We start from the raw sequence: 21,436 nt of genomic DNA, 5'->3' as shown, positions 1-21,436 counted from the left end.
CCGCCCGTTTCACGAGGCGGCCGTTTTTGTTTTAGGGAGGTTGTCGATGGAGAAGCAGCTCGCGATTGCCGAGGTTCTGCGCTACGTGCGCCTGAATCGCACGCCGCTGGCCGCGCTTCCCCCCGAGGCGATTCCGCATGACGAGGCCGATGCCTATCGCGTGCAGGATGCGCTGCATAATCTGTTGGCGCCGGATTTCGGCGAGCAGGTCGGCTACAAGATCGGATGCACTTCGACGGTGATGCAGGTCTATCTCGGCATCGATCATCCCTGTGCCGGCGGTCTTTATATGGCCGGTTTCAAGTCCTCCGGCGCGTCGTTGCGCTATGCCGATTACGTCCATGTCGGTGTCGAATGCGAGATTGCCGTGCGGCTCGCTTGCGACCTGTCGCCGACCGGGGACATCTTCACGGCAGAGTCCGTCGCGCCGGCCATCGAGGCCTACTTCCCCGCGATCGAGATTGTCGATGACCGATATGACGACTGGCGCAGCATGGATGCACGGTCGCTGATTGCTGATGATTTCTTTGCGGCGGGCTGCGTGCTCGGCAAAGGCGTTGCTGCCGCCGACGCGCCTGATCTGACATCGGTGGTCGGGCGCGCGATCGTCAACGGCATTGAAGTCGGACGCGGGACCGGCGCCGACGTGCTCGGTCATCCCCATCATGCACTGGCCTGGCTCGCCAATCATCTCGCGGCGCAGGGCCGGATGCTCAAAGCCGGCGAGTTCGTGTTGACGGGGAGCCTCGTGAAGACCGAGTGGCTCAATGCAGGCGATGATGTGCTTATGGAGCTGTCGGGCCTCGGCAGCGTGACGGTGGATTTCAAGGCGTAGATGGTTCTCACAAACAACGACGGCCTTCCGTCAGGGGAGCTGACGGAAGGCCGCGTGTGAACATCGCAGCGCGTGGGAGCGCGCTGCGATGTGGGAGCTCATAAGGTGTTAGAAGGGCAGCAGCACGTCCATCACCTGCTGGCCGTAGCGCGGCTGCTGGACGTCGGAGATCTGACCACGGCCGCCATAGGCGATGCGGGCTTGCGCGATCTTCGAACTGTCGATGGTGTTGTCGCTCTGGATATCCTCGGGTCGCACGATGCCGGCGACGATCAGTTCGCGAATTTCGTAGTTGACGCGGATTTCCTGCTTGCCCTCGACGACGAGATTGCCGTTCGGCAATAGCTGCGTGACGACGGCGGCGACATTGGTCTGCAGCGCTTCCTGACGCACCACCGAGCCCTTGCCATCGCTCGACGACGAACTGTCGGTGGTCAGCAGACGACCAGGCAACGCCGAGGCGGCACTGCCGGTCAGCAGCTTGCTGCCCAGAAAATCGGTGACGCCGGAATCTTCCGAGCTGGTACGGCTGCGCTGGGTCTGGTTGGCGATGTTGGCCTTGTCGGTGAAATTCACCGTGATGGTCATGATGTCGCCGACCTGGCGGGCGCGCTGATCCTTGAAGAAGGCGCGTGAGCCCGAGCGCCACAGCGAATTGGCGTTATAGGACGCGACTTCCGGCTTCGGCATCGGCATCTGCACCGGCTTGTAGCCGGGCTGGGTGGTCGGATTGTCGATGGCCGTCAGCGCCGGCTTCTCGCCGATGGAGGCGAGGCGGTCGATGGAGGAGCAGCCGCCGAGTCCGGTGGCGAGGAGCGCTGCAAGGGCGATGGGGCGGTTGAACTGATACATGTAGTTTACTCAGCTTTGCGAGAGACGGGCACGCGGTCGTTGGCTGCGAGGGCGACGGGAGAAGGTGCGCGGGAGATCTTTTCGGAAGGTGCTGGGTCGGGAGTTGCGGGAGAAGGGGCCGGCGCGCGTTCGCCCGGGAGCGGCGAAGCGGACGGGGCGGAGACGGTGACTTCGCCGCGGCCGGTGACGACACCGGCGACGCTGCGCTTGGACTGCAGGTTCATGACATTGACGACATCGCCTTCGGTGCCGGAATCCTGTGCCTTGCCGCGAACGGTGAGGTAGAGTCCGGCGGAGCGGAACACGAGGGTGACGGCCTGGTCGCGCACCACGAGGTCGGGCTTGGCGAGATCGGCATTGCGGATGGCCTGGCCGCTGCGGAGCTGGCGGCGGCTCTGCATGCCCACCGCGCGTTCGCGGCTGGCGCCGTCAATGCCGACTTCCGCCTTCGGGCGGCGCTCGACGAGCACGTCGGACGATTTCAGCACTTCATTGCGCTCGACGCCGCGTGCGAGCACGGCGACTTCCACGGTTTCCACCGCAGTGCCGGTGAAGCGCAGTTTGGCTGTGGGTGCGTTGGCTTCGCTGCCGATGGCGAATGTCACGTCGAAGCGGCCGCTGCGCGTATCGAAGCGCGTCGCGACTGCCTCGATTGCGCCGGTATAGCCGGCGTCGAGCTGCACGCCCTGGACGTCGCGGTCGAAGGTCAGGGTCAAATTGGCGGCGTCGCCAAGGCCGTTGCGATGTTCGAGTGCCTTGCCGATATGGGCCTCGATATCCTTGCTCTCGATGCTGCGCGACAGCCGGGTCACCGAGATCGATTGCAGGCCTGAGGTCTCCACGCCGATCACCTGATGGGTGCGCAGCGTCGAGATGATCTGCGCGGTGGTCAGCGTGCCGATGGTGCCGAGATCGGGCGCGCGATAGATCGCGATATTGGCAGCCGGGCCGGCATTGTCGATGACATCGCCGATCCGTACCACCTCGCTCGACACCACGACATTGGCGCGCAACATCGGCGCCGCGATGCCCGTGTCCTCGCGCTTGTCCTGGCCGAATGCCGCGGTGGCGGCGCCGGCGAGCAGGGCAGTGGCCAGGATGAGAGTGCGCATGGTGAAAGTCATGATCATCCTCCTCAGCGGAACATGCCGGATGTGGACTGCAGCATCTGGTCGGCAGCGCTGATCACCTTGGCGTTCATCTCATAGGCGCGCTGGGCGGCGATCAGGTCGGAGATTTCGGTGACGACTTCGACATTCGCCTGTTCGAGATTGCGCTGCTGCATGTCGCCAAAACCGTCGAGATTGGCGGTGCCGTCCTGCGGCGTGCCGGAGGCCGGGGTTTCGGTGAACAGGTTGTCGCCGATTGGATTGAGGCCGGCCTTGTTGATGAAGCGGGTCAGGCCGATGGTGCCGAGCACGGTGGGCGTTGTGGAGCCCGGCACGATCACCGAGACCTGGCCGGCAGCATTGATGGCAAGCTGCGAGGATGCGGTCGGGATCGTGATCGTCGGCTGCAGCAGGTTGCCCTGCGCATTGACGATACGGCCCTGGCTGTCGGTCGAGAATGAACCGTCACGCGTATAGGTGAAGGTGCCGTCGGTCATCTGGATCTTGAAGAAGCCTTCGCCACGGATCGCGATGTCGAGATCGTTGCCGGTGACCGACAGCGTGCCTTGGCCCATCAGGCGCGGGGTGCCGACCGTCTTGACGCCGCCGCCGATGTCGACGCCGACCGGGATCATGGTGCCCTGGTCCGATGCCTGCGCGCCGACGCGGCGCACGTGATCGTAGATGAGGTCCTGGAACGCCGCCCGCTGCTTCTTGTAGCCGGTGGTGCGCATATTCGCGATGTTGTTCGAGATGACCTGGACGTTGAGTTCCTGGGCCGCCATCCCGGTCGCTGCGGTGTAGAGTGCGCGCATGGGTCTGTGTCCTTAAGCCGGAACGTCGGCGAGTTTTTCGATAGCGGTCTTGCGGGCATCGCCCTGCGACACCAGCATGTTCGACAGTTCGGTATAGGCACGGGTCACTTCGATCATGCGCGTCATCTCGGTCACCGAAGAGACGTTGGAGCGCTCGATGAAGCCCTGGTTCAGCTTCGAGGTCAGCGATGGCTGCGGGTTGGCGCCGGCGCCGGCCGAGTAGAGGTTCGAACCTTCCTTCACCAGCTGTTGCGGCGAGGCGAACTGCACCATGCGGATCTTGCTGCGCACGCTGTCGACGCGGTTCGTGCCTTCCAGCACGGTGACGGTGCCGTCCTGGGAGATGTTGATGTCGTGATCGGTCTGCTGGAACACGATCGGGCCGTTATTGCCGAGCACGGGGAAGCCGCTCGAGGTCACGAGCTGACCCTGATTGTTGATCTGCAGGCTGCCGTCGCGGGTGTAGCGCGTGCCGGCCGGGGTCTGCACTTCCAGGAAGGCATTGCCGTCGATGGCGACGTCGAGCGGGTTCTTGCTCGGCTCGACCGGGCCACCGGCGAAATCATGCATGGTGGCGCGGTCCTGCACGAAGGACACGCGACGATCGCGGCCACTGAAGTTGTCTTCATGGGCCGTGGGGCTCAGGTATTCCTGAAACAACGTCCGCTCGGCCTTGAAGCCGGTGGTGTTGATATTCGCGATATTGTTCGCGACGACGTCCAACTGCCGACGAAGCGTCATCTGCCGCGACAATCCGATGAGACCCACGTTCTCCATCGGGTAATCTCCCCTTGTCCCAACGAGCGGCTCTCCCAAGCCGGTTCGTGGATCTCGTGGACCACTCAAGCTCTCCCAAGCCGTGGTTCACACCAGTGGAGTAGCGAAACCCGTGCCAACTGGAAAATATGAGTGATCTCAATATATTGGTAGATTTTGGCGCGTCGGGGAGGGCGGCAGAAAGATCTTGTTGACCATAACTGCCGGCAGAATTTTCCTAGTGAATCCCGAAAATAAAGATTCCATTAACCATTGCGACCTAGCGTCCGGATCAGACAGGGCCTTGGGCGCTGGCGGCAGTTTGTATCGCGTCTTCAGGGCCTGCTTCGCAGCATCGAGCCCATCCCAATTCCCGGAACGGGCGAGGCGATGGCGGATACCGACACGACAGATGGCGCCGCCCCCGGTGGGGACGAGGCCGCTCCCAAGAAGAGCAAGCTCAAGCTGATCATTATCGGCGTGGTCGCGCTGGCGCTGGTCGGCGGCGGCGGCGGTTACTTCTTCCTGGCCAAAGGCAAGAAGAAGGATGAGCACGCCGAAGCGGCACCCGCGGCCGCCAAGCCGCTGTCCTTCGTCGAGGTGCCGGAGATCATGGTCAACCTCGCCGGCCAGCCCGGCGAGCGCGTGCAATATCTGAAGGCCAAGCTGGTGCTGGAAGTGAAGGATGCACCGCAGGTGGCACTCATCACCCCGGCGATGCCGCGCATTACCGATATGGCCCAGGTTTACTTGCGCGAATTGCGCTCGTCCGACCTGAACGGGTCGATCGGCATGTTTCGGTTGAAGGAAGAACTGACGCGTCGCGTCAACGCGGCGATCGCGCCGAATCATGTCAACGCGGTCCTATTCAAGGAAATCCTCATTCAGTGACGGTTTTCGCAGTGAAAATTTTCGCAATGAGGATGTGGGTCTAGAACGATGTCTACCGAGCAGGTCGATCAGGACGCAATTGCCGCCGAGTGGGAAGCATCTCTGGATTCAGAGGATCCCGCCGAGGCCGCGAAAGCTGCTGCCGAGAACGAACTCACGGGCACCATGGCCGAGCAATGGGCCGCCATGGTGGAAGATGGCGGCCGCGATCTCGGCGGCGGCAAGAATGGCGGCGAGCGCGTGCTGTCGCAGGAGGAGATCGACAATCTCCTCGGCTTCAGCGTCAATGAAATCAATCTCGACGAGAATTCGGGCATTCGCGCCATCATCGATTCCTCGATGGTGTCCTACGAGCGTCTGCCGATGCTCGAAATCGTGTTCGACCGCCTGGTGCGGTTGATGACCACGAGCCTGCGCAATTTCACCTCCGACAACGTCGAAGTCTCATTGGATCGCATCACTTCGGTGCGCTTCGGCGATTACATGAACTCGATCCCGCTGCCGGCGGTGCTGTGCGTGTTCAAGGCCGAGGAGTGGGAGAATTTCGGTCTCGCTACCGTCGATTCCAGCCTGATCTATTCGATGATCGACGTGCTGCTCGGCGGCCGTCGCGGCCAGGCCTCGCTGCGCATCGAGGGCCGGCCTTACACGACCATCGAGACCAATCTCGTCAAGCGCCTGATCGAAGTGGTGCTGGCCGATGCCGAACAGGCGTTCCGGCCGCTGTCACCGGTGTCATTCAATATCGACCGTCTCGAGACCAATCCGCGCTTCGCAGCCATCAGCCGGCCGGCCAATGCCGCCATCCTGGTGCGCCTGCATGTTGATATGGAAGACCGCGGCGGCGACATCGAGCTGTTGCTGCCCTATGCGACCATCGAGCCGATCCGCGGCACGCTCATGCAGATGTTCATGGGCGAAAAATTCGGCCGTGATCCGATCTGGGAAAGCCATCTCGCCACCGAACTCGCACAGGCAGAGATTGCCGTCGATGCCGTGCTCTACGAGGCCAATATCCCGCTGAAGCAGCTGATGATGCTGAAGGTGGGCGACACGTTGCCGCTGGAGATGAAAGCGGATGCGCTGGTCGCGGTTCGCTGCGGCGCTGTCACGCTGACGGAAGGGCGGATGGGCCGTGTCGGTGACCGGGTCGCTATCCGCGTGACGAAGCATTTGCGCAAGCCCCACACCACCCTCGCAATGTTTGAAAAAGCAGACGAACAAACCAAGATGATGGAGGCACAATGAGCCATTCGCTGGGAATCGTGATAGAAGGCCTGGTCGCCGTGTTGCTCGTTCTGACCATTGGCTATTGCATGCTGCTCAATAAGCGCCTCAAGAAGCTGAAGGCGGACGAACAATCGCTGAAGGCCACCATCGGTGAGCTGATCACCGTGACCGAAATCGCCGAGCGCGCCATCGGCGGGCTCAAGCACACGGTGCGCGACGTTAACGAAAACCTCGGTGCGCAGATCAATGCTGCGACCGCGCTTGCCGAACAGCTCAAGGCGCAGCTCGCCGAAGGCGATGCGGTGGTGCGGCGGCTGTCCAAGATCGCCATCGCCGCGCGCCCGCTGACAGCCCAGGCTGAGCCGGAAGTGCCGGTTGCTCCGGCGGCTGCGGCAACGGCCGCTCGTATGTCCGCGGCGCGCGCCAATGCTGCTGCAGCACAGGCATTCGCCGAGCGTCGGAGGCCAGACGGCATCGCTGCATGAAGGCCTTCCGCGATATTCGTATCCTGCCTGTCGTTCTGGTTGCGGTGCTTGGTCTGGCGATCCTCAAGATCGCCGGCATCGTGATCGATGGCGGCTATGTGTTCGAATATCAGCCGCAGCCGGTGAAACAATCCTGGGCGCAGGAGATGTTCAACTTCCCGGGCGGGGCGAAGCCGGTCGATCCGGACATCACGGGCTCGGTCGCCGCGAAGAAGGACGATCCGGCGAAGCCCACCGTGGCCGCGCCCGATGCCATCGCCGTCACCAATACGCCGCCGGTGGAGCAGGCGCCGAAGATTTCGGATTCCGAACGCGCCATCCTCGAACGCCTGCAATCGCGCCGTCAGGAATTGGACGCGCGGGCGCGCGAACTTGAAATCCGCGAAAGTCTCCTGAAGGCTGCTGAAAAGCGCATCGAGACCAAGGTCGACGAAATGAAGGGCGTCGAGGCCGGCATCAAGACGGCGACGGAGCAGAAGAGCGAAGCCGATGCGGCGCGCTTCAAGGGCATCATCACCATGTATGAGAGCATGAAGCCGAAGGATGCCGCCAAGATCTTCGACCGGCTGGAAATGCAGGTGCTGTTCGAGATCGCCTCGCAGATGGCCCCGCGAAAAATGTCGGACGTGCTTGGCCTGATGCAGCCGGAAGCTGCGGAGAAGCTTACCGTCGAGCTGGCCCGGCGTGCCCAGGGCGGCGAGCGCTCGGCCTCGACTGCGGAACTGCCGAAGATCGAGGGGCGGCCTGTGCAGCCCATGCGGAATTAAAGAAAATCATTAACAACTCCTTAGAGGCCGGCTTCTAGATTTGGCGCTGATCGAACGAATGATCGTTCGTCGTAGCCTGGGCTGAGAGATACCTCGAAAATGCCGCGCAAGCCTGCCGCAGCATGTTGGACGCGCCCCCGCGCCTTGTCGTGGGCGGCGTCGCGTTGTGCCGGTTTCGCGGTGGTGCTGTCGCTGTCGACCACATTTTCGTTGTCCGCCTTCGCCCAGAGCGTCAAGGGCACTGCGGCGCTGTCGACGTCGGGTGGTTATGCGCGGATTGTGCTCAAGCTGGCCGAAGACGTTGAATCCGAAGTCAGCCAGGCGGGCTCGGTCCTTATCGTCCGCTTCAAGCGTCCCGTCGATGTGCCCGTGGAAATTCTCGGCGATGCGGCGCCCGATTATATCGGCTCGGCGCGCCGCGATCCCGATGGCACCGCTCTGCGCATCGCGCTGTCGCGTCGCGTGACCGTCAATTCGATGACCGCGGGCGAACGCGTCTTTATCGATCTGCTGCCCGATGGCTGGAAGGGCGCGCCGCCCGGACTGCCCCAGGATGTGGTGAAAGAACTCTCCGACCGCGCCCGCGCCGCCGAACGGGCGTTGCGCCAGCAGCGCGCCACTGCCGAGAGCCAGAAGAAGCCGCCGATCCGCGTGCGCGCCTCGGTGCAGCCGACCTTCGTGCGTTTTGCCTTCGAGACCCCGCCGAATGTCGGCGCATCGTCATTGCTGGACGACAAGCGCCTGACGCTGACCTTCAATGCTCCGCTCGTCTTCGATCTCGCTGACGCAAAACTGTCGGCGCCGGCCAATGTCGCCTCCATCGGACAGGCGATGGACGGCAATCGCACGGCCGTCGAGATCGCGCTGATTGGCGATGTGGACGTCAAATCGTTCCGTGACGAGAAGAGCTACATCGTCGATATCGGCTTCCAGCAGCAGGACAAGCCGTCGCCGCTTGCCCAACTGCCGGCAACGCCGCCCGCCGAAACGAAGCCGGCAGAGCCCAAGCCTGTCGAAGCCGCGGCTGCGCCCGCGCAGAAATCCAGCGAGATCAAGCCGCCGACGTCGGAATCGATTGCACGCGAGATCGCGCAGGAGAAGAAAGCCGAGGCACCGGTCGTTGCCCCCGTCGCTACGGTGGAAGCATCGAAGATCGAGGCCCCGAAGTCCGAGCCCATCAAGACTGTCGAAGCTGCGCCTGCGCCTGTGATCGCTGCTGCGCCCGTGAAGGAAGCGCCATCGGCCCCGATGCCTGCGGCGCCCGCGCAGCAGGCGCTGGCAGCTGCTGAGGCCATGGGCGTTCCCGTCGAGGTCAAGCGCAGCAGCGAAGGCGTGCGGATGAACTTCGCTTTCCCGGCGCCGACGCCGGTGGCGCTGTTCCGCCGCGGCGACATGCTGTGGCTGGTGAGCGATTCGACCAAGCCGATCGATGTCGCAGCGATCCGCCGCGACAGCGGTTCGGTGGTGGCCGATGCGGAGTCCATCAAGCTGGAGAAGGGGCAGGCGGTGCGCATCCGCCTCAACCGTCCACAACTGGCCTCGCTGTCTGCCGAGGACGCGAATGGCAGCGGCCAAGCCTGGACGCTGACTTTGGCCGATACACGACAGACGCAGTCGCAGGCGCTGTCGGCCGTGCGCAATATCGCCGATCCCAAAAAGGCCAGCGTGCAGGTGCAACTGGCGCGGCCGGGTTTGAAGCATCGTCTCACCGATCCCGATGCGGGCGATGTGCTCACCGTCATCACCGCGCTGCCGCCGGCGCGCGGCTTCGTGCGTCGTCAGGATTTCGTCGAATTCTCGCTGCTTGAATCCATCCACGGCGTCGTCGTCCAGACGAATTCCGATGAGGTCGCGGTCGATGCAGGTATCGACAAGGTGACGCTCACCCGGCCGGGTGGATTGACGCTGTCACCCGCAGACGCAGCGCCGCAGCGCGCGTCGACGGTCGCGCGACCGATCTTCGATGTCGGGCAGTGGCGGATGGATCAGGAAGGCCCGTTCAATCAGCGCTTCGACAAGCTGCTGGATGCAGCTGCCGTGGCCGACACCGCCTCCGTGGCCAATGCGCGCATGGATCTCGCCAAGTTCTACATGGCGCGCGGCATGTATCACGAGGCCAAGGGTGTCGCCGATCTCGCGATCTCCGACATGAAGCCGGGCGAAGAGAGCGCCGCTGCAATGGTTATCCATGCAGTCGCGAGCGCGTTGATCAATCGTCCCGATCAGACGCTGAAGGATATCGCCCAGCCCGTCCTCGGGCCAGGCTACGACGCCGAATTGTGGAAAGCCTTCGCTTTCGCCAAGCAGGGCAAATGGGTCGATGCGCGCGAGCGCTTCAAGAATTCAGAATTCACCCTTGCGGCGCTGCCGCCGGATCTGCAGCGCATCGGGCTGATGATGGCGCTGCGCGCCTCGCTCGAAGTGAAGGACTATGCCGGCGCATCGTCGCGCGGCAGCGAGCTCGAAGTCGTCGGCATCCCTGCGGAGATGAAGCCGTCCGCGACGCTGCTCAGTGGATGGCTCGATGAGGCGCTCGGCCGCGAGAAGGACGCGCTGTCGAAATATGCCGAGGTCACCGGCTCGATCGATCGTCCATCGGCCGCTGAAGCCAAGCTGCGCGAAATCGTGCTGCGCCAGAAGCGCAACGAGATCAGCGACGAGGATGCCCTGACGGAATTGGAAACGCTTGCCGTGACCTGGCGCGGCGATAGCGTGGAAGTGCGGGCATTGCAGCTGTTGGCGCAGATGTATGCGAAGACCGGCCGCTACAAGGATTCGCTGATGGCGGCGCGCACTGCGACTGAGCGCCAGGCCAATAGCGACGCCGCACGGCAGGTGCAGGACGACGCGCAGGCGCTGTTCTCCGATGTCTATCTCTCGCCGAAAGGCGACAAGCTGCCGCCGGTGGATGCGCTGGCGATGTTCTACGAGTTTCGCGAGCTGACGCCGATCGGTCGCCGCGGCGACGAGATGATCCGCCGGCTGGCCGACCGCCTCGTGGCCGTCGACCTGCTCGATCAGGCGGCCGAGCTGCTGCAGTATCAGGTCGATCACCGTCTGGAGGGCGCCGCGCGTTCGCAGGTCGCGGCACGGCTCGCCACCGTTTACCTGATGGCGCGCAAGCCCGAACGGGCCATCGCCGCCATGCGCACCACCCGCATCAATGATCTCTCCGGCGAGTTGCGCCAGCAGCGCCTGCTGCTCGAGGCGCGCGCGCAGAGCGATATCGGTCGCCGCGATCTTGCGCTCGACATCATCTCCCATGTGGCCGGTCGCGAGGCCGTCCGGTTGCGGTCGGACATCTACTGGTCGTCGCGCCGCTGGCGCGAGGCGGCCGAGCAGATCGAACTCTATTACGGCGATCGCTGGCGCGATTTCACACCGCTCACGACCGGCGAGAAGAGCGACGTCATTCGTGCGGTGGTCGGCTATGCGCTGGCCGAGGATTCGCTCGGCCTCGCGCGCTTCCGCGAGAAATATGCGCCGCTGATGACGTCGGGCGCGGACAAGATCGCGTTCGACACGGCGAGCACGCCGGCGACCGGCAACAGTTCGGAATTCGCAGCCATCGCCAAAATGGCGGCATCGGTGGATACGCTGGAGGGATTCCTGCGCGAGATGAAGCAGCGTTTCCCCGAGAGCAGCGCCAAGGCCACCGTGCCCGGCGTCGCCGACATGGCCCCGACCGGCTCGCTGCCGACCATGCCGACGCGGCCGGTGGTGAATGTGCGCAAGATTGAGATGCGGTAGGGAAAGCTCTGATTTGTCGTCACCCGGCTTGACCGGGTGACCCAGTATACTCTGTCGCTGCGGTGTTTACTGGATCGCCCGGTCAAGCCGGGCGACGACAGGATGGGCGCCTCGCTACTGCCCGTAACTCTGCACCAGACTGCCCGCCACCAGCGACCAGCCATCCACCAGCACGAAGAAGATCAGCTTGAACGGCAGTGACACCACCGCCGGCGGCAGCATCATCATGCCCATCGCCATCAGTACCGATGCGACGACGAGGTCGATGATCAGAAAGGGCAGGAACAGCAGGAAGCCGATCTCGAAGGCGCGTTTCAGCTCCGAGATCATGAAAGCCGGCACCAGAATGCGCAGCGACATCTCGTCGGGCGTGGCCGGCGGGGCTTCGCCGGACAGGTCCATGAACAGTTTGACGTCCTTCTCGCGGACATTCTTCTGCATGAAGGTGCGCAGCGGACCGGCAGCGCGCACCAGCGCCTGCTCGACGGTGATGTCGTTCGCCATCAGCGGCTTGATGCCGTCATCATAGGACTTCTGCAGCACCGGCCCCATCACGAAGGCGGTGAGGAACATCGCGAGCGCCACGATCACCGTATTCGGCGGAGCTGTCGCTGTGCCAAGCGCTGTGCGCAGCAATGACAGCACGACCACGATGCGCGTGAACGACGTCATCATGATCAGGATCGACGGCGCGATCGAGAGCACCGTCAGCAGTGCAATCATCTGCACGGCGCGTTCGGTGACACCGCCGCCACCGCCGCCGAGATTGATGCTGATATCCTGCGCCATCGCCGGGCTCGCGAGGAGCCCGGCGGCGATCAGGACAGAGGTGAAAAATACTCTACGCGGAAGGTTCGGCGGTCTCACGAAGACGACTTCGGCCGTCCCAGCAGGGAGGCCATCTCGTCTTCGAGATTCTCGAAGCCGGACTTGGTCGGTGGCGTGATCGCCGGTGCCTCGGCGCGGGACGCGCTGGCGATCGAGACTTCCGGCGCCCGCACGCGCGGAGCAGCAACTGGCGCATCAGGCGCAACCGACGGCGCACCGATGCGTGGCTCCGGCGCGTCCGAGCGGGCCGGTTCGCCAGACGGGCGGCGCAGTGCGGCTTCGAGGCGCTGCGCCATGTCGGCAAGGTTCTGGTCGGCGGCGGAAATCGCGGCCGGGGTCGATGGCGTGGTCGAGGCGACCGGCGGCGTCACGGCAGCGGGCGCTTCCGGCTTCGCGACGACTGGTGCGCTCGGAGTGACATTGGTGCGTTCCAGCGGACGGGTCGTCGGCATGGTGCGGATCGGCGGATCGGCGCGCATCGGGCGCGGCATCATCGGCTCGCTACGCGGCATCTCGGGCCGCGGCGTTTCGCTGCGAGAGGCGCGGAGCAAGGCAGGCTCACGCTGCGGAGCGGGGGCAGGCGTGGGCTCGGGGCGCGGCTCCGGACGGGACGGCTCCGGTGTTACAGCGGCAATGGTGGGCTCCGGGCGGCGTTCGGGCAGAACAGCGGCGCGACGCGGCTCCTCGCTGAAGGACGGACGGGCAGGGCGCGGGGGCAGTGCTGCCGGCTCCGGCGCGACATCTGGCTCGCCGAGTTCGACCGGCTCCGGCGGCGCCCAGCTCGGCGTGTCCGCGAACGAAGGACCGCGCGACGTCTCGCGCTGCGTGGTCGGTTCGCGCTCGCGGCCGGGCGCAGCGCGCACGATGTTCGGCTCGACCACGATATCGGACGGGCCACCGATCATGATCAGGTGTTCCACATTGTCGCGGCGGACCAAGACAAGGCGGCGACGTCCGTCCACGGCGGCTGCGTCGATCACGGCCAGGCGCGGCATGCGTCCGCGAGCGGAATTGGCACCCAGCCGGTTGCCGCCGAATCGACGCACCAGCCAGGCCGCAAGCCCGATCAGTGCCAGCACGAAGACGAAGGCAAGAATGAAAGTGACTGCCGATGTTCCGTTCATAAAGAAGTCCCCAGACAGACGGCGGCTGGCTCCGCTCGCGCATCCGATACCCGTCGATCTTGCAATCGAAGCAGGCCGGACAACGCGGGAATCGCGCCCCGTCTGTTAACGCCCCCCGGCAGAAACTGCCGATGGTTAACAATAAACTATGAATCGCCGCAGCCAAAACGACTTCTAGCCGCCCCACCGCCTGGCTGAGCTTTGTGGTTAATCGGGCAATTCGGGCAAAAAAGCGATGTAACGCGCAATAATCCCGTATTTTACGCAATTGCTTTACGTTCCGGTAACTATCTGCGTCGGACGTTAACTCGTTATTAAGCATGCGGCCGGCAAATTCTGCCTAGCTTCGGGCAAGGTGTCCGGGCGCAGCGGAGACCTCCGATGGCGATCAGCGATATGCCGATGTTGTCGGTGCTGCGCACCAAGATGCAGTGGCATCAGGAACGCCAGCGTGTGCTGGCGGAGAATGTCGCCAATTCGGATACTCCGAAATTCAAGCCGCGCGATCTGGTCGAACCGAAATTCGACAAGATGGGCGGCCCGGCCGCCGGCGGCGCCATGGGCACGTTGCCGATGATGCGCGCCCAGGGCGTCAATCTTACGCCGTCCGGTGCCGCCGCGACTTTCGACCAGAACAACCGCGTCGGCTACGAGACCCGCCCTGCGGGCAATGCCGTCAATCTCGAAGACGAGATGCTGAAGGTTTCCGCCAACCAGATGGACTTTGCCGCGGCAAGCTCGCTCTACACCCGCAGCCTCGGTCTGTTGAAGACCGCCATCGGCAAGCGCTGAGCTGAGGAGAGCAGGACATGGCCGACAACAGCAGTGATTTCGCCCGGTCGATGGGCATCGCGACCTCGGGCCTGCGCGCCCAGGCCGGCCGCATGCGTGTCATCTCGGAAAACATCGCCAATGCGGCGTCCACTGCGCAAACGCCGGGCGGCGATCCCTATCGCCGCAAGGTGCCGACATTCACGTCGGAGCTCGATCGCACACTCGACGCACGCACCGTCGGCCTCGGCCGCGTGCGCCCGGACATGTCCACCTTTCCGACACGCTACGAGCCCGGCAATCCCGCGGCGGATGCGGCCGGCAACGTCAAGGTGCCGAACGTCAATTCGCTGGTTGAAATGACCGACATGAAGGAAGCCCAGCGCTCCTATGAGGCCAATCTCAACATCATCAGCGCCACGCGCCGGATGATCCAGCGCACCCTCGATATCCTCAAGGCCTGAACAGGACACTCACCATGGCAGCCCCGAACGTCGCCGCAAACGCCTATGCAAGCCTTGCCCGTATCATGGACAGCGCCGGTGGCGTCGGCGGTCTCAACAAGGTCGCGGACAGCGGCGCTGGCCCGTCCTTCGGCTCGGTGCTCAAGGAGGCGCTCGGCAGCGTGCTCGATGCCGGCCGCAAGTCGGACGCGCAGACCGTCGCCATGGCCAATGGCAAGGCGAATGTCATGGATGTGGTTACGGCAGTGGCCGAGACTGACGTCGCCGTCTCGACACTGGTGTCGGTGCGCGACCGCGTCATCCAGTCCTACGAAGACATTTTGAAGATGCAGATCTAGTTGCTGCGCCCACACACCCCGCCCTCATCCTGAGGAGCGGCCGCAGGCCGCGTCTCGAAGGATGGTGAAGGAGCGCTACAGCTCATGGTTCGAGACGGCGCCGAAGTGGCGCCTCCTCACCATGAGGGACCGAGTAGTAAGAGGATACAAAATGACCGGCCCCGAAACTCTCGACGTCGCCCGCGATGCGATCTGGACCATCGTGCTGGTGTCCGGGCCGCTGATGGTCATCGGCCTTGTGGTCGGTGTCGTGATCTCGCTGGTCCAGGCGCTCACGCAGGTGCAGGAACAGTCGCTGGTCTTCGTGCCAAAGATTCTCGCGGTCTTTGCGACCATGATCCTGACATTACCGTTCATGGGCGACGTGCTGTCGAGCTACATGATGCGGATTTCGGCGCGAATCATCGGGGGGTGATACACATCCCTCATGCGCATCGATATTTCGCTCCTGCCGGCTCTCGCTGCCGCCTTCATGCTGGTGTTTGCCCGCGTTGGCGCGATGGTGATGCTGTTGCCCGGCTTCGGCGAAAGCAACATTCCGATGCGCATCAAGCTGTCGATTGCTTTGGGGCTGACCTTGATTCTGCTGCCAGCGCATCGCGCGGCCTATAATGTCGACATGACCTCGATTGCGCCGATGCTGGTGCTGATGCTGCGCGAGATCATCATCGGCATCGTGCTTGGCGCCACGGCGCGCGTCACCATCTCGGCGCTGTCGGTGGCGGGCTCGGTGATCGCCCAGCAACTCGGCCTCGGCTTCGTCACCTCGGTGGATCCGACGCAAGGCCAGCAGGGCGTGCTGATCGGTAACTTCCTCAACCTGCTCGGCATGACGCTGATCTTCACCACGGATACGCATCACCTCGTGATCTCCGCGCTCAACGACAGCTACAGCATTTTTACGCCGGGCGAGATCCTGCCGACGGGCGATGTCGCAGCGCTTGCGACCAATGCTTTCACGGTCGCATTCAAGATCGGGATTCAGCTGGCGGCACCATTTCTCGTCTTCGGTCTCGTCTTCAATATGGGGCTTGGCGTGCTGGCGCGCCTGATGCCGCAGATGCAGGTCTATTTCGTTGGCGTGCCGCTCTCGATCATGATCGGCTTTCTGATCTTCGCGCTGGTGCTCTCGGCCATGATGGGCACTTACATGGATTACTTCGCTGGTGTGATGCACCAGATGATGCCGCGGACATAGGAGGGCGCCTATGGCCGAGGATAGTGAGAACGAGAAAACACACGACCCCACACAAAAGAAACTCGACGACGCTCACCAACGCGGCGATGTCGCCAAAAGCCAGGAGGTCAATACCTGGTTCCTGCTGGCCGGTGGCACACTCGTGCTGTCGTCGTTCCACGGGTCCATCGGCGCCGGCATGATGCCGCCGATGAAGAACCTGCTGCAGAATTCGTGGATGATCCGAACCGACGGTCCGGGTCTCATCGAATTGACGAAGGAGCTGTGTTTTTCCCTGCTGTCGACGCTCGGGATGCCGTTCCTGTTTATCATCATCGCAGTGCTTGCCGGCAATCTCATGCAGCATCGGCTGGTGTTCTCGTCCGAGGGCCTTACGCCCAAATTCAGCAAGCTGTCGCCGATGGAAGGCGCCAAGCGCCTGTTCGGCAAACAGGCCATCGCCAACTTCCTCAAGGGCCTGTTCAAGCTGGTCGTGCTGGGCGCGGTCATGTGCGCGGTGCTGTGGCCCGAGCGCTTCCGTCTCGACGCCATGGTGCGCATCGATCCGAGCGCCATCGTCGGCATCACCATGGCCCTGACGCTGAAGCTGCTCGGCGCAGTGCTCGCCATGCTGGCCTTCGTTGCTGTCGCTGACTTCTTCTTCCAGTACCGGACATGGTTCGAGAAATTGAAGATGTCGCTGCAGGAGGTGAAGGAAGAATTCAAGCAGTCCGAAGGCGACCCGCACATCAAGGGCAAGATCAAGCAACTGCGCCAGCAGAGCATGAAGAAGCGCATGATGGCTGCGGTGCCCCAGGCCTCGGTGATCATCACCAACCCGACCCACTATTCGGTGGCGCTGAAATACGAGCGCGGCATGCAGGCGCCGATCTGCGTCGCCAAGGGCATGGACGCAATCGCGCTCAAGATCCGGGAAGTGGCGGGCAAGCACGACATTCCGATCGTCGAAAACGTGCCGCTGGCGCGCGCGCTCTACGCGACCGTGGAGATCGACGAGGAAATCCCGAATGAGCACTATCAGGCGGTGGCCGAAGTGATCGGTTACGTCATGAGCCTCAAGCGCGGCTTCTCGGGGCGTCCGAACTGATGCCCGGACAGGATCGGAACATCGTGCGAATCGGCGATTGGGGCGCAAAAGAGCGGCGGAACCGCTTGCGTGCGCCCTGCCGGTTGGGGCACTCAGGAGGCGCGCGCAGGCGCGCTGCAACCACGACAGATAGGCGACACCCCGTCACATGAGCGTCGAGACCGACCACGATGGCCAGATCTCGCTGGCGGAGACCAAGGCTGGCCCCGAGCCCGTGCGCCGCAGCGGCAGCATTGTCCTCGTTCTGCTGATTGCTGCCGCGATCGTCGCCAGCGCCGTCGCCTTCATGACGCTCGGCCGCGCCCAGGCGCAGCCTTACATCCTGGCGCTGCTCGCGCTGCTGGCCATGGTCGGCCTGTTCATGCTGTTCGCCTTTGCGGCCGGCATCATCCGCTTCGCCGATCGGGCCTCCGAAGATCCGATCATGCGCGCCGTCACCAATGGCGCCTTCGATGGCATCGCGGTGACCGACGCCCACGGCCACGTCGTCTATGCCAATGCGGCCTACCTCACTTTGACCGGTGCTGCGTCGGTGCAGGAGGCGCGTCCGGTCGAGCGCGTCTTCATCGGCAATCCCGATGTCTCCGAAGCTGTCTTCCGTCTGCTCAAGGCGGCCCGTGAGGGCAAGCGCCAGCAGGAAGAGGTGCGCGTCACCGTCGCCGATGGCTCCCATGGCCGCTGGCTGCGCATGCGCGTGCGCCCGCTCGGCACCGGTAAGCGCGAGGCGAAATCGACGGTGTGGTCGGTGGCCGACATCTCGCGCGACCGCCAGCGTCAGGAGGACGTGTTCCAGGAACTGCAGCACGCAATCGAGTATCTCGATCACGCGCCATGCGGCTTCTTCTCGGTCAATCCGAAGGGCGAGCTCGTCTATGTCAACGCGACGCTGGCGAACCTGCTCGATCACGATCTCGCCGAGATCGGCTCCGGCGGGTTGAAGCTCACGGACATCGTGTCCGGTGATGGCGCCTCGCTGCTTACCTCGATCGTGCCGATCCCCGGCGAAGTGAAGACCGAAGTCTTCGATATCGATCTCAAGCAGCGCGGCGGCAAGACCGTGCCGGTGCGCCTCTATCACAAGCTCGCTTTCGGCGCCGATGGCGTGCCGGGCGCCTCGCGCACGCTGGTGATCAGCCGCGCCCGCGACGAGCGCTCCGATCCGCAGCGTGCCGCCGAAGTGCGGTTCATGCGCTTCTTCGATCATACGCCGATGGCAATCGCCACAGTCGATCTCGGCGGCGCCGTAGTGCGCGGCAATGCGCGCTTCGCAAAGCTCGCGCAGACGCTCAGCGACAATGGCAATGTCAACAAGTCGATCCTCGCCGCATTGAACGAGCGTGATCGTGCACAACTGCTTGCGCCGATCGGTCAGGCCGCGCAGGGGCAAGGCGATATCGCGCCGGTGGAATTGCAGCTTGCAGGCGCCAAGGAGCGCTGGGGCCAGTTCTTCGTCACGGCCGTGCAGGAGGAAGAGCGCGAGACCGAAGCCGCCATTGTCTACATGCTGGAGACCACCGAGCGCCGCGCGCTGGAGAACCAGGTCAACCAGGCGCAGAAGATGGACACCATCGGCCAGCTGGCCGGCGGCATCGCGCATGACTTCAACAATGTGCTGTCGGCCATCATGATGGCCAATGATTTCCTGCTGAACGCGCACAAGCCGACCGATCCGTCGTTCCAGGACATCATGCAGATCAAGCAGAATGCGACGCGTGCTGCGACGCTGGTGCGCCAGCTGCTCGCCTTCTCGCGCCGGCAGACGCTGCGTCCGACCGTGCTCAATCTCGGCGATGCGCTGTCCGATATCGATCTGCTGCTGAAGCGCCTGATCGGCGAGAAGGTGAAGCTCGAAGTCGTGCACGGCCGTGATCTGTGGCCGGTGAAGGTGGACATCTCGCAATTCGAGCAGGTGATCGTGAATCTCACGGTCAATGCGCGCGATGCGATGCCTGATGGCGGTTCTCTCACGGTGCGCACCGGCAATATCTCGACCGACCAGGCCGAGAAGCTCGCCTATAAGGGCATGCCTGCGGCCGATTATGTCGAGATCGCCGTCACGGACACCGGCACGGGCATTCCGGCCGACATTGTCGAAAAGATCTTCGAACCCTTCTTCTCCACCAAGGATGTGGGCAAGGGCACCGGCCTCGGCCTCTCGACGGTCTATGGTATCGTCAAGCAGACCGGCGGCTTCGTCTATGTGGACTCCAAGGAAGGGCAGGGCACCACCTTCCGCATCTTCCTGCCGCGCCATCATCAGGACAAGGAAGCCGCGCCTGATCCGGCCATCGCTGCCGCCATTGCCGCGAAGGAAGCTGCCAAGCCGAAGGCCGATCTTACCGGGCAGGGCACGATCCTGCTGGTCGAGGACGAGGAGGGCCTGCGCAGCCTCAATGCCCGCGGCCTGCGCTCGCGTGGCTACACGGTGGTCGAGGCCTCCAATGGCATCGAGGCGCTGGAGATGTTCGAGGAGCAGGATCGCAATATCGATCTCGTCGTCTCCGACGTGGTGATGCCGGAAATGGACGGCCCGACTTTGCTGAAGGAAATGCGTGCCCTCAATCCGGATCTGAAGATCATCTTCGTGTCTGGCTATGCCGAAGAGGCGTTCGAGAAGAGCTTGCCGGAAGGCCAGCAATTCGCGTTCCTGGCCAAGCCGTTCGCGCTGAGTGCGCTGATCGAAAAGGTGAAGGGCACGATGGGATAGGCATAGGATGGGTTGAGCGCAGCGATACCCATCGCCACAAGCGCCTGGCCCTGATGGGTATCGCTACGCTCAACCCATCCGACGAATCTCTCGCGCTGCACCATAAGTCTTTGAAATCCCGACATTCCGCGCTTTAGAACAGCCCTAAAGCCGCGACCGAGGGCCGCAGCCATGCGGCGTGAAGCGCGCTTTCTTTTTCCTGCGGCGTAGCCATGTTAGGGGCGATTTCCCCCTGCCGGGGATTGAGGGAACATAGATGACTTTCACGTTCAGCATGCGCGGCGCGATCAAGACGCTCGCCGTTGTTCTGTCGCTGGCGATGCCGCTCACAATCGCCATCTCCGCTGCCGACGCGCGTCCGGGCGGCAAGGGCGGCAGCATGGGCTCGCGCGGCTCCAAGACCTTCGCGCCCACGCCGGGCACTGCGACTGCGCCGAATGCCGCGCAGCCGATGAACCGCACCATGCAGCAGCCGGGCGCGCCCGGCATGGCTGGCCCTGCCGCCGCTGGCGCAGCCGCCAAGGGTGGCTTCTTCAACCGTCCGGGCATGGGCATGCTCGGCGGCCTCGCTGCCGGCTTCCTCGGCGCCGGCCTGCTCGGCATGCTGTTCGGCGGTGGCCTGCTCAGCGGCCTCGGCAGCTTCGCCTCGATCATCGGCCTGCTGCTGCAGGTGGCGCTGGTCGTGATCGTCGTCCGCCTGGCCATGAAGTGGTGGCAGCGCCGTAATCAGGGTCAGACGGCTTCGGCCTATGCTGGTCCGTCGGGCTCACAGCAGCAGCAGTACAACGCTTCGGAAGCCAATCAGGCCTCGCAGACCAACCACGCCTATGGCGCGCAGCCGCAGGAGGCTCCGCAGGCTCAGCCGCGCAGCGCGCTGGGTGGCTTCGGCTTCGGTGGCTCGCGTCAGGACGAGCGTCCGGTCGAAATCCAGCCGAAGGATTATGAAGACTTCGAACGCATTCTCGGTGAAGTCCAGGCTGCTTGGTCGAACGAAGACACCGATGCGCTCGGCAAGCTTGCGACGCCGGAAATGATCTCGTATTTCGCGAAGGACCTCGCGGAGAACAAGGCTGCCAACGACATCAACAAGGTGTCGGACGTCAAGCTGCTGCAGGGCGACCTCGCGGAAGCCTGGCGCGAAGGCAATGACGAATATGCCAGCGTGGCGATGCGCTTCTCGCTGATCGACAAGACGCTGGAGCGTGGCACCAACCGCCTCGTCGCCGGCAGCGAGACCCCGACCGAAGCCACGGAAGTGTGGACCTTCATCCGTACCAATGGCGGCAACTGGGAAGTCTCGGCGATCCAGCAGGCGTAACGCCATCCAGATCGAAACCAATCAAGCGCCGCGGGGCAACCCGCGGCGCTTTTGTTGTGAGACATGCGCTCAAGCCCCTCTCGCACAACCGTCACGCGCGTGGAATAATCA

Annotated in this window: 20 protein-coding genes; 14 read left to right on the top strand and 6 right to left on the bottom strand. The window is 63.6% G+C overall.

Annotation, left to right across the window (positions count from 1 at the left end; translation table 11 throughout):
• Nucleotides 1-46: 46 nt before the first annotated feature.
• Nucleotides 47-835 (top strand): 2-keto-4-pentenoate hydratase, encoded by a 789-nt coding sequence (locus AC1RQ5_RS22775; RefSeq protein ID WP_493201973.1) that lies wholly within the window; start codon nt 47-49, stop codon nt 833-835.
• 108 nt (nt 836-943) lie between these two features.
• Here AC1RQ5_RS22775 and flgH read toward each other — a convergent pair whose 3' ends face one another.
• The 4 genes from flgH to flgF are packed head-to-tail and all read right to left on the bottom strand — an operon-like array spanning nt 944 to nt 4,388.
• Entirely contained in the window at nt 944-1,687 is a 744-nt protein-coding gene (gene flgH / locus AC1RQ5_RS22770) for a flagellar basal body L-ring protein FlgH (protein ID WP_398477169.1), read from the bottom strand.
• A gap of 5 nt (nt 1,688-1,692) precedes the next feature.
• Nucleotides 1,693-2,817, bottom strand: a complete 1,125-nt coding sequence (gene flgA, locus AC1RQ5_RS22765; protein WP_493201971.1) for a flagellar basal body P-ring formation chaperone FlgA — start codon at nt 2,815-2,817, stop codon at nt 1,693-1,695.
• Between the two features lie 5 nt (nt 2,818-2,822).
• On the bottom strand, nt 2,823-3,611 hold the full coding sequence (gene flgG / locus AC1RQ5_RS22760; protein ID WP_398477165.1) for a flagellar basal-body rod protein FlgG: 789 nt from the start codon (nt 3,609-3,611) through the stop codon (nt 2,823-2,825).
• A 12-nt stretch (nt 3,612-3,623) separates the two neighbouring features.
• Nucleotides 3,624-4,388 carry a flagellar basal-body rod protein FlgF gene (flgF, locus tag AC1RQ5_RS22755; protein WP_398477163.1) on the bottom strand — a complete coding sequence of 255 codons (765 nt, stop codon included), beginning with the start codon at nt 4,386-4,388 and terminating at the stop codon, nt 3,624-3,626.
• Nucleotides 4,389-4,757: 369 nt separating this feature from the next.
• Here flgF and fliL point away from each other — a divergent pair, with 369 nt between their 5' ends.
• The 5 genes from fliL (at nt 4,758) to AC1RQ5_RS22730 (ending at nt 11,490) form a co-directional block, all read left to right on the top strand.
• Nucleotides 4,758-5,258, top strand: coding sequence for a flagellar basal body-associated protein FliL (fliL, locus tag AC1RQ5_RS22750; protein ID WP_493201969.1), 501 nt, complete (start codon nt 4,758-4,760; stop codon nt 5,256-5,258).
• Between the two features lie 48 nt (nt 5,259-5,306).
• Complete coding sequence (gene fliM, locus AC1RQ5_RS22745) at nt 5,307-6,506, top strand: flagellar motor switch protein FliM (protein ID WP_398477159.1); 1,200 nt, start codon at nt 5,307-5,309, stop codon at nt 6,504-6,506.
• Nucleotides 6,503-6,973 (top strand): DUF6468 domain-containing protein, encoded by a 471-nt coding sequence (locus tag AC1RQ5_RS22740; RefSeq protein WP_398477157.1) that lies wholly within the window; start codon nt 6,503-6,505, stop codon nt 6,971-6,973. Before fliM ends, AC1RQ5_RS22740 begins: the two co-directional genes overlap by 4 nt.
• Nucleotides 6,970-7,740 carry a MotE family protein gene (locus AC1RQ5_RS22735; RefSeq protein WP_493201966.1) on the top strand — a complete coding sequence of 257 codons (771 nt, stop codon included), beginning with the start codon at nt 6,970-6,972 and terminating at the stop codon, nt 7,738-7,740. The genes AC1RQ5_RS22740 and AC1RQ5_RS22735 overlap by 4 nt, the downstream gene beginning before the upstream one ends.
• A 99-nt stretch (nt 7,741-7,839) precedes the next feature.
• Nucleotides 7,840-11,490, top strand: coding sequence for a tetratricopeptide repeat protein (locus AC1RQ5_RS22730; protein ID WP_493201964.1), 3,651 nt, complete (start codon nt 7,840-7,842; stop codon nt 11,488-11,490).
• A 114-nt stretch (nt 11,491-11,604) separates the two neighbouring features.
• Here AC1RQ5_RS22730 and fliP read toward each other — a convergent pair whose 3' ends face one another.
• Nucleotides 11,605-12,357, bottom strand: a complete 753-nt coding sequence (fliP, locus tag AC1RQ5_RS22725; RefSeq protein WP_398477151.1) for a flagellar type III secretion system pore protein FliP — start codon at nt 12,355-12,357, stop codon at nt 11,605-11,607.
• The gene (locus AC1RQ5_RS22720; RefSeq protein WP_493201963.1) at nt 12,354-13,442 is read right to left on the bottom strand and encodes a flagellar biosynthetic protein FliO; all 1,089 of its coding nucleotides are present in this window, start codon (nt 13,440-13,442) and stop codon (nt 12,354-12,356) included. Before AC1RQ5_RS22720 ends, fliP begins: the two co-directional genes overlap by 4 nt.
• A gap of 381 nt (nt 13,443-13,823) precedes the next feature.
• Between AC1RQ5_RS22720 and flgB the strand changes: the two genes are divergently transcribed.
• The 8 genes from flgB to AC1RQ5_RS22680 all read left to right on the top strand — a co-directional run bounded on the left by flgB (nt 13,824) and on the right by AC1RQ5_RS22680 (nt 21,325).
• Nucleotides 13,824-14,234: a flagellar basal body rod protein FlgB gene (gene flgB, locus AC1RQ5_RS22715; protein ID WP_493201961.1), complete on the top strand. Its 411-nt coding sequence runs from the start codon at nt 13,824-13,826 to the stop codon at nt 14,232-14,234.
• 17 nt (nt 14,235-14,251) lie between these two features.
• Entirely contained in the window at nt 14,252-14,677 is a 426-nt protein-coding gene (flgC, locus tag AC1RQ5_RS22710; RefSeq protein WP_398477145.1) for a flagellar basal body rod protein FlgC, read from the top strand.
• Nucleotides 14,678-14,691: 14 nt separating this feature from the next.
• Nucleotides 14,692-15,015 carry a flagellar hook-basal body complex protein FliE gene (fliE, locus tag AC1RQ5_RS22705; RefSeq protein ID WP_398477143.1) on the top strand — a complete coding sequence of 108 codons (324 nt, stop codon included), beginning with the start codon at nt 14,692-14,694 and terminating at the stop codon, nt 15,013-15,015.
• Nucleotides 15,016-15,166: 151 nt separating this feature from the next.
• Nucleotides 15,167-15,430 carry a flagellar biosynthesis protein FliQ gene (gene fliQ, locus AC1RQ5_RS22700; RefSeq protein ID WP_398477141.1) on the top strand — a complete coding sequence of 88 codons (264 nt, stop codon included), beginning with the start codon at nt 15,167-15,169 and terminating at the stop codon, nt 15,428-15,430.
• A gap of 12 nt (nt 15,431-15,442) precedes the next feature.
• Nucleotides 15,443-16,213 carry a flagellar biosynthetic protein FliR gene (gene fliR, locus AC1RQ5_RS22695; RefSeq protein ID WP_493201959.1) on the top strand — a complete coding sequence of 257 codons (771 nt, stop codon included), beginning with the start codon at nt 15,443-15,445 and terminating at the stop codon, nt 16,211-16,213.
• Nucleotides 16,214-16,223: 10 nt separating this feature from the next.
• The gene (flhB, locus tag AC1RQ5_RS22690) at nt 16,224-17,300 is read left to right on the top strand and encodes a flagellar biosynthesis protein FlhB (RefSeq protein ID WP_493201958.1); all 1,077 of its coding nucleotides are present in this window, start codon (nt 16,224-16,226) and stop codon (nt 17,298-17,300) included.
• Between the two features lie 148 nt (nt 17,301-17,448).
• Nucleotides 17,449-20,007: a cell cycle histidine kinase CckA gene (gene cckA, locus AC1RQ5_RS22685; protein ID WP_493201956.1), complete on the top strand. Its 2,559-nt coding sequence runs from the start codon at nt 17,449-17,451 to the stop codon at nt 20,005-20,007.
• Nucleotides 20,008-20,263: 256 nt separating this feature from the next.
• On the top strand, nt 20,264-21,325 hold the full coding sequence (locus tag AC1RQ5_RS22680; RefSeq protein WP_493201954.1) for a Tim44 domain-containing protein: 1,062 nt from the start codon (nt 20,264-20,266) through the stop codon (nt 21,323-21,325).
• The last annotated feature ends 111 nt before the right edge of the window (nt 21,326-21,436 follow it).

It is taken from the genome of Tardiphaga sp. GW821-FHT12E02 (genome assembly GCF_058807155.1).
Note: the sequence above shows the minus strand (reverse complement) of the source record. Positions and strands in the feature narration are given on the sequence as shown.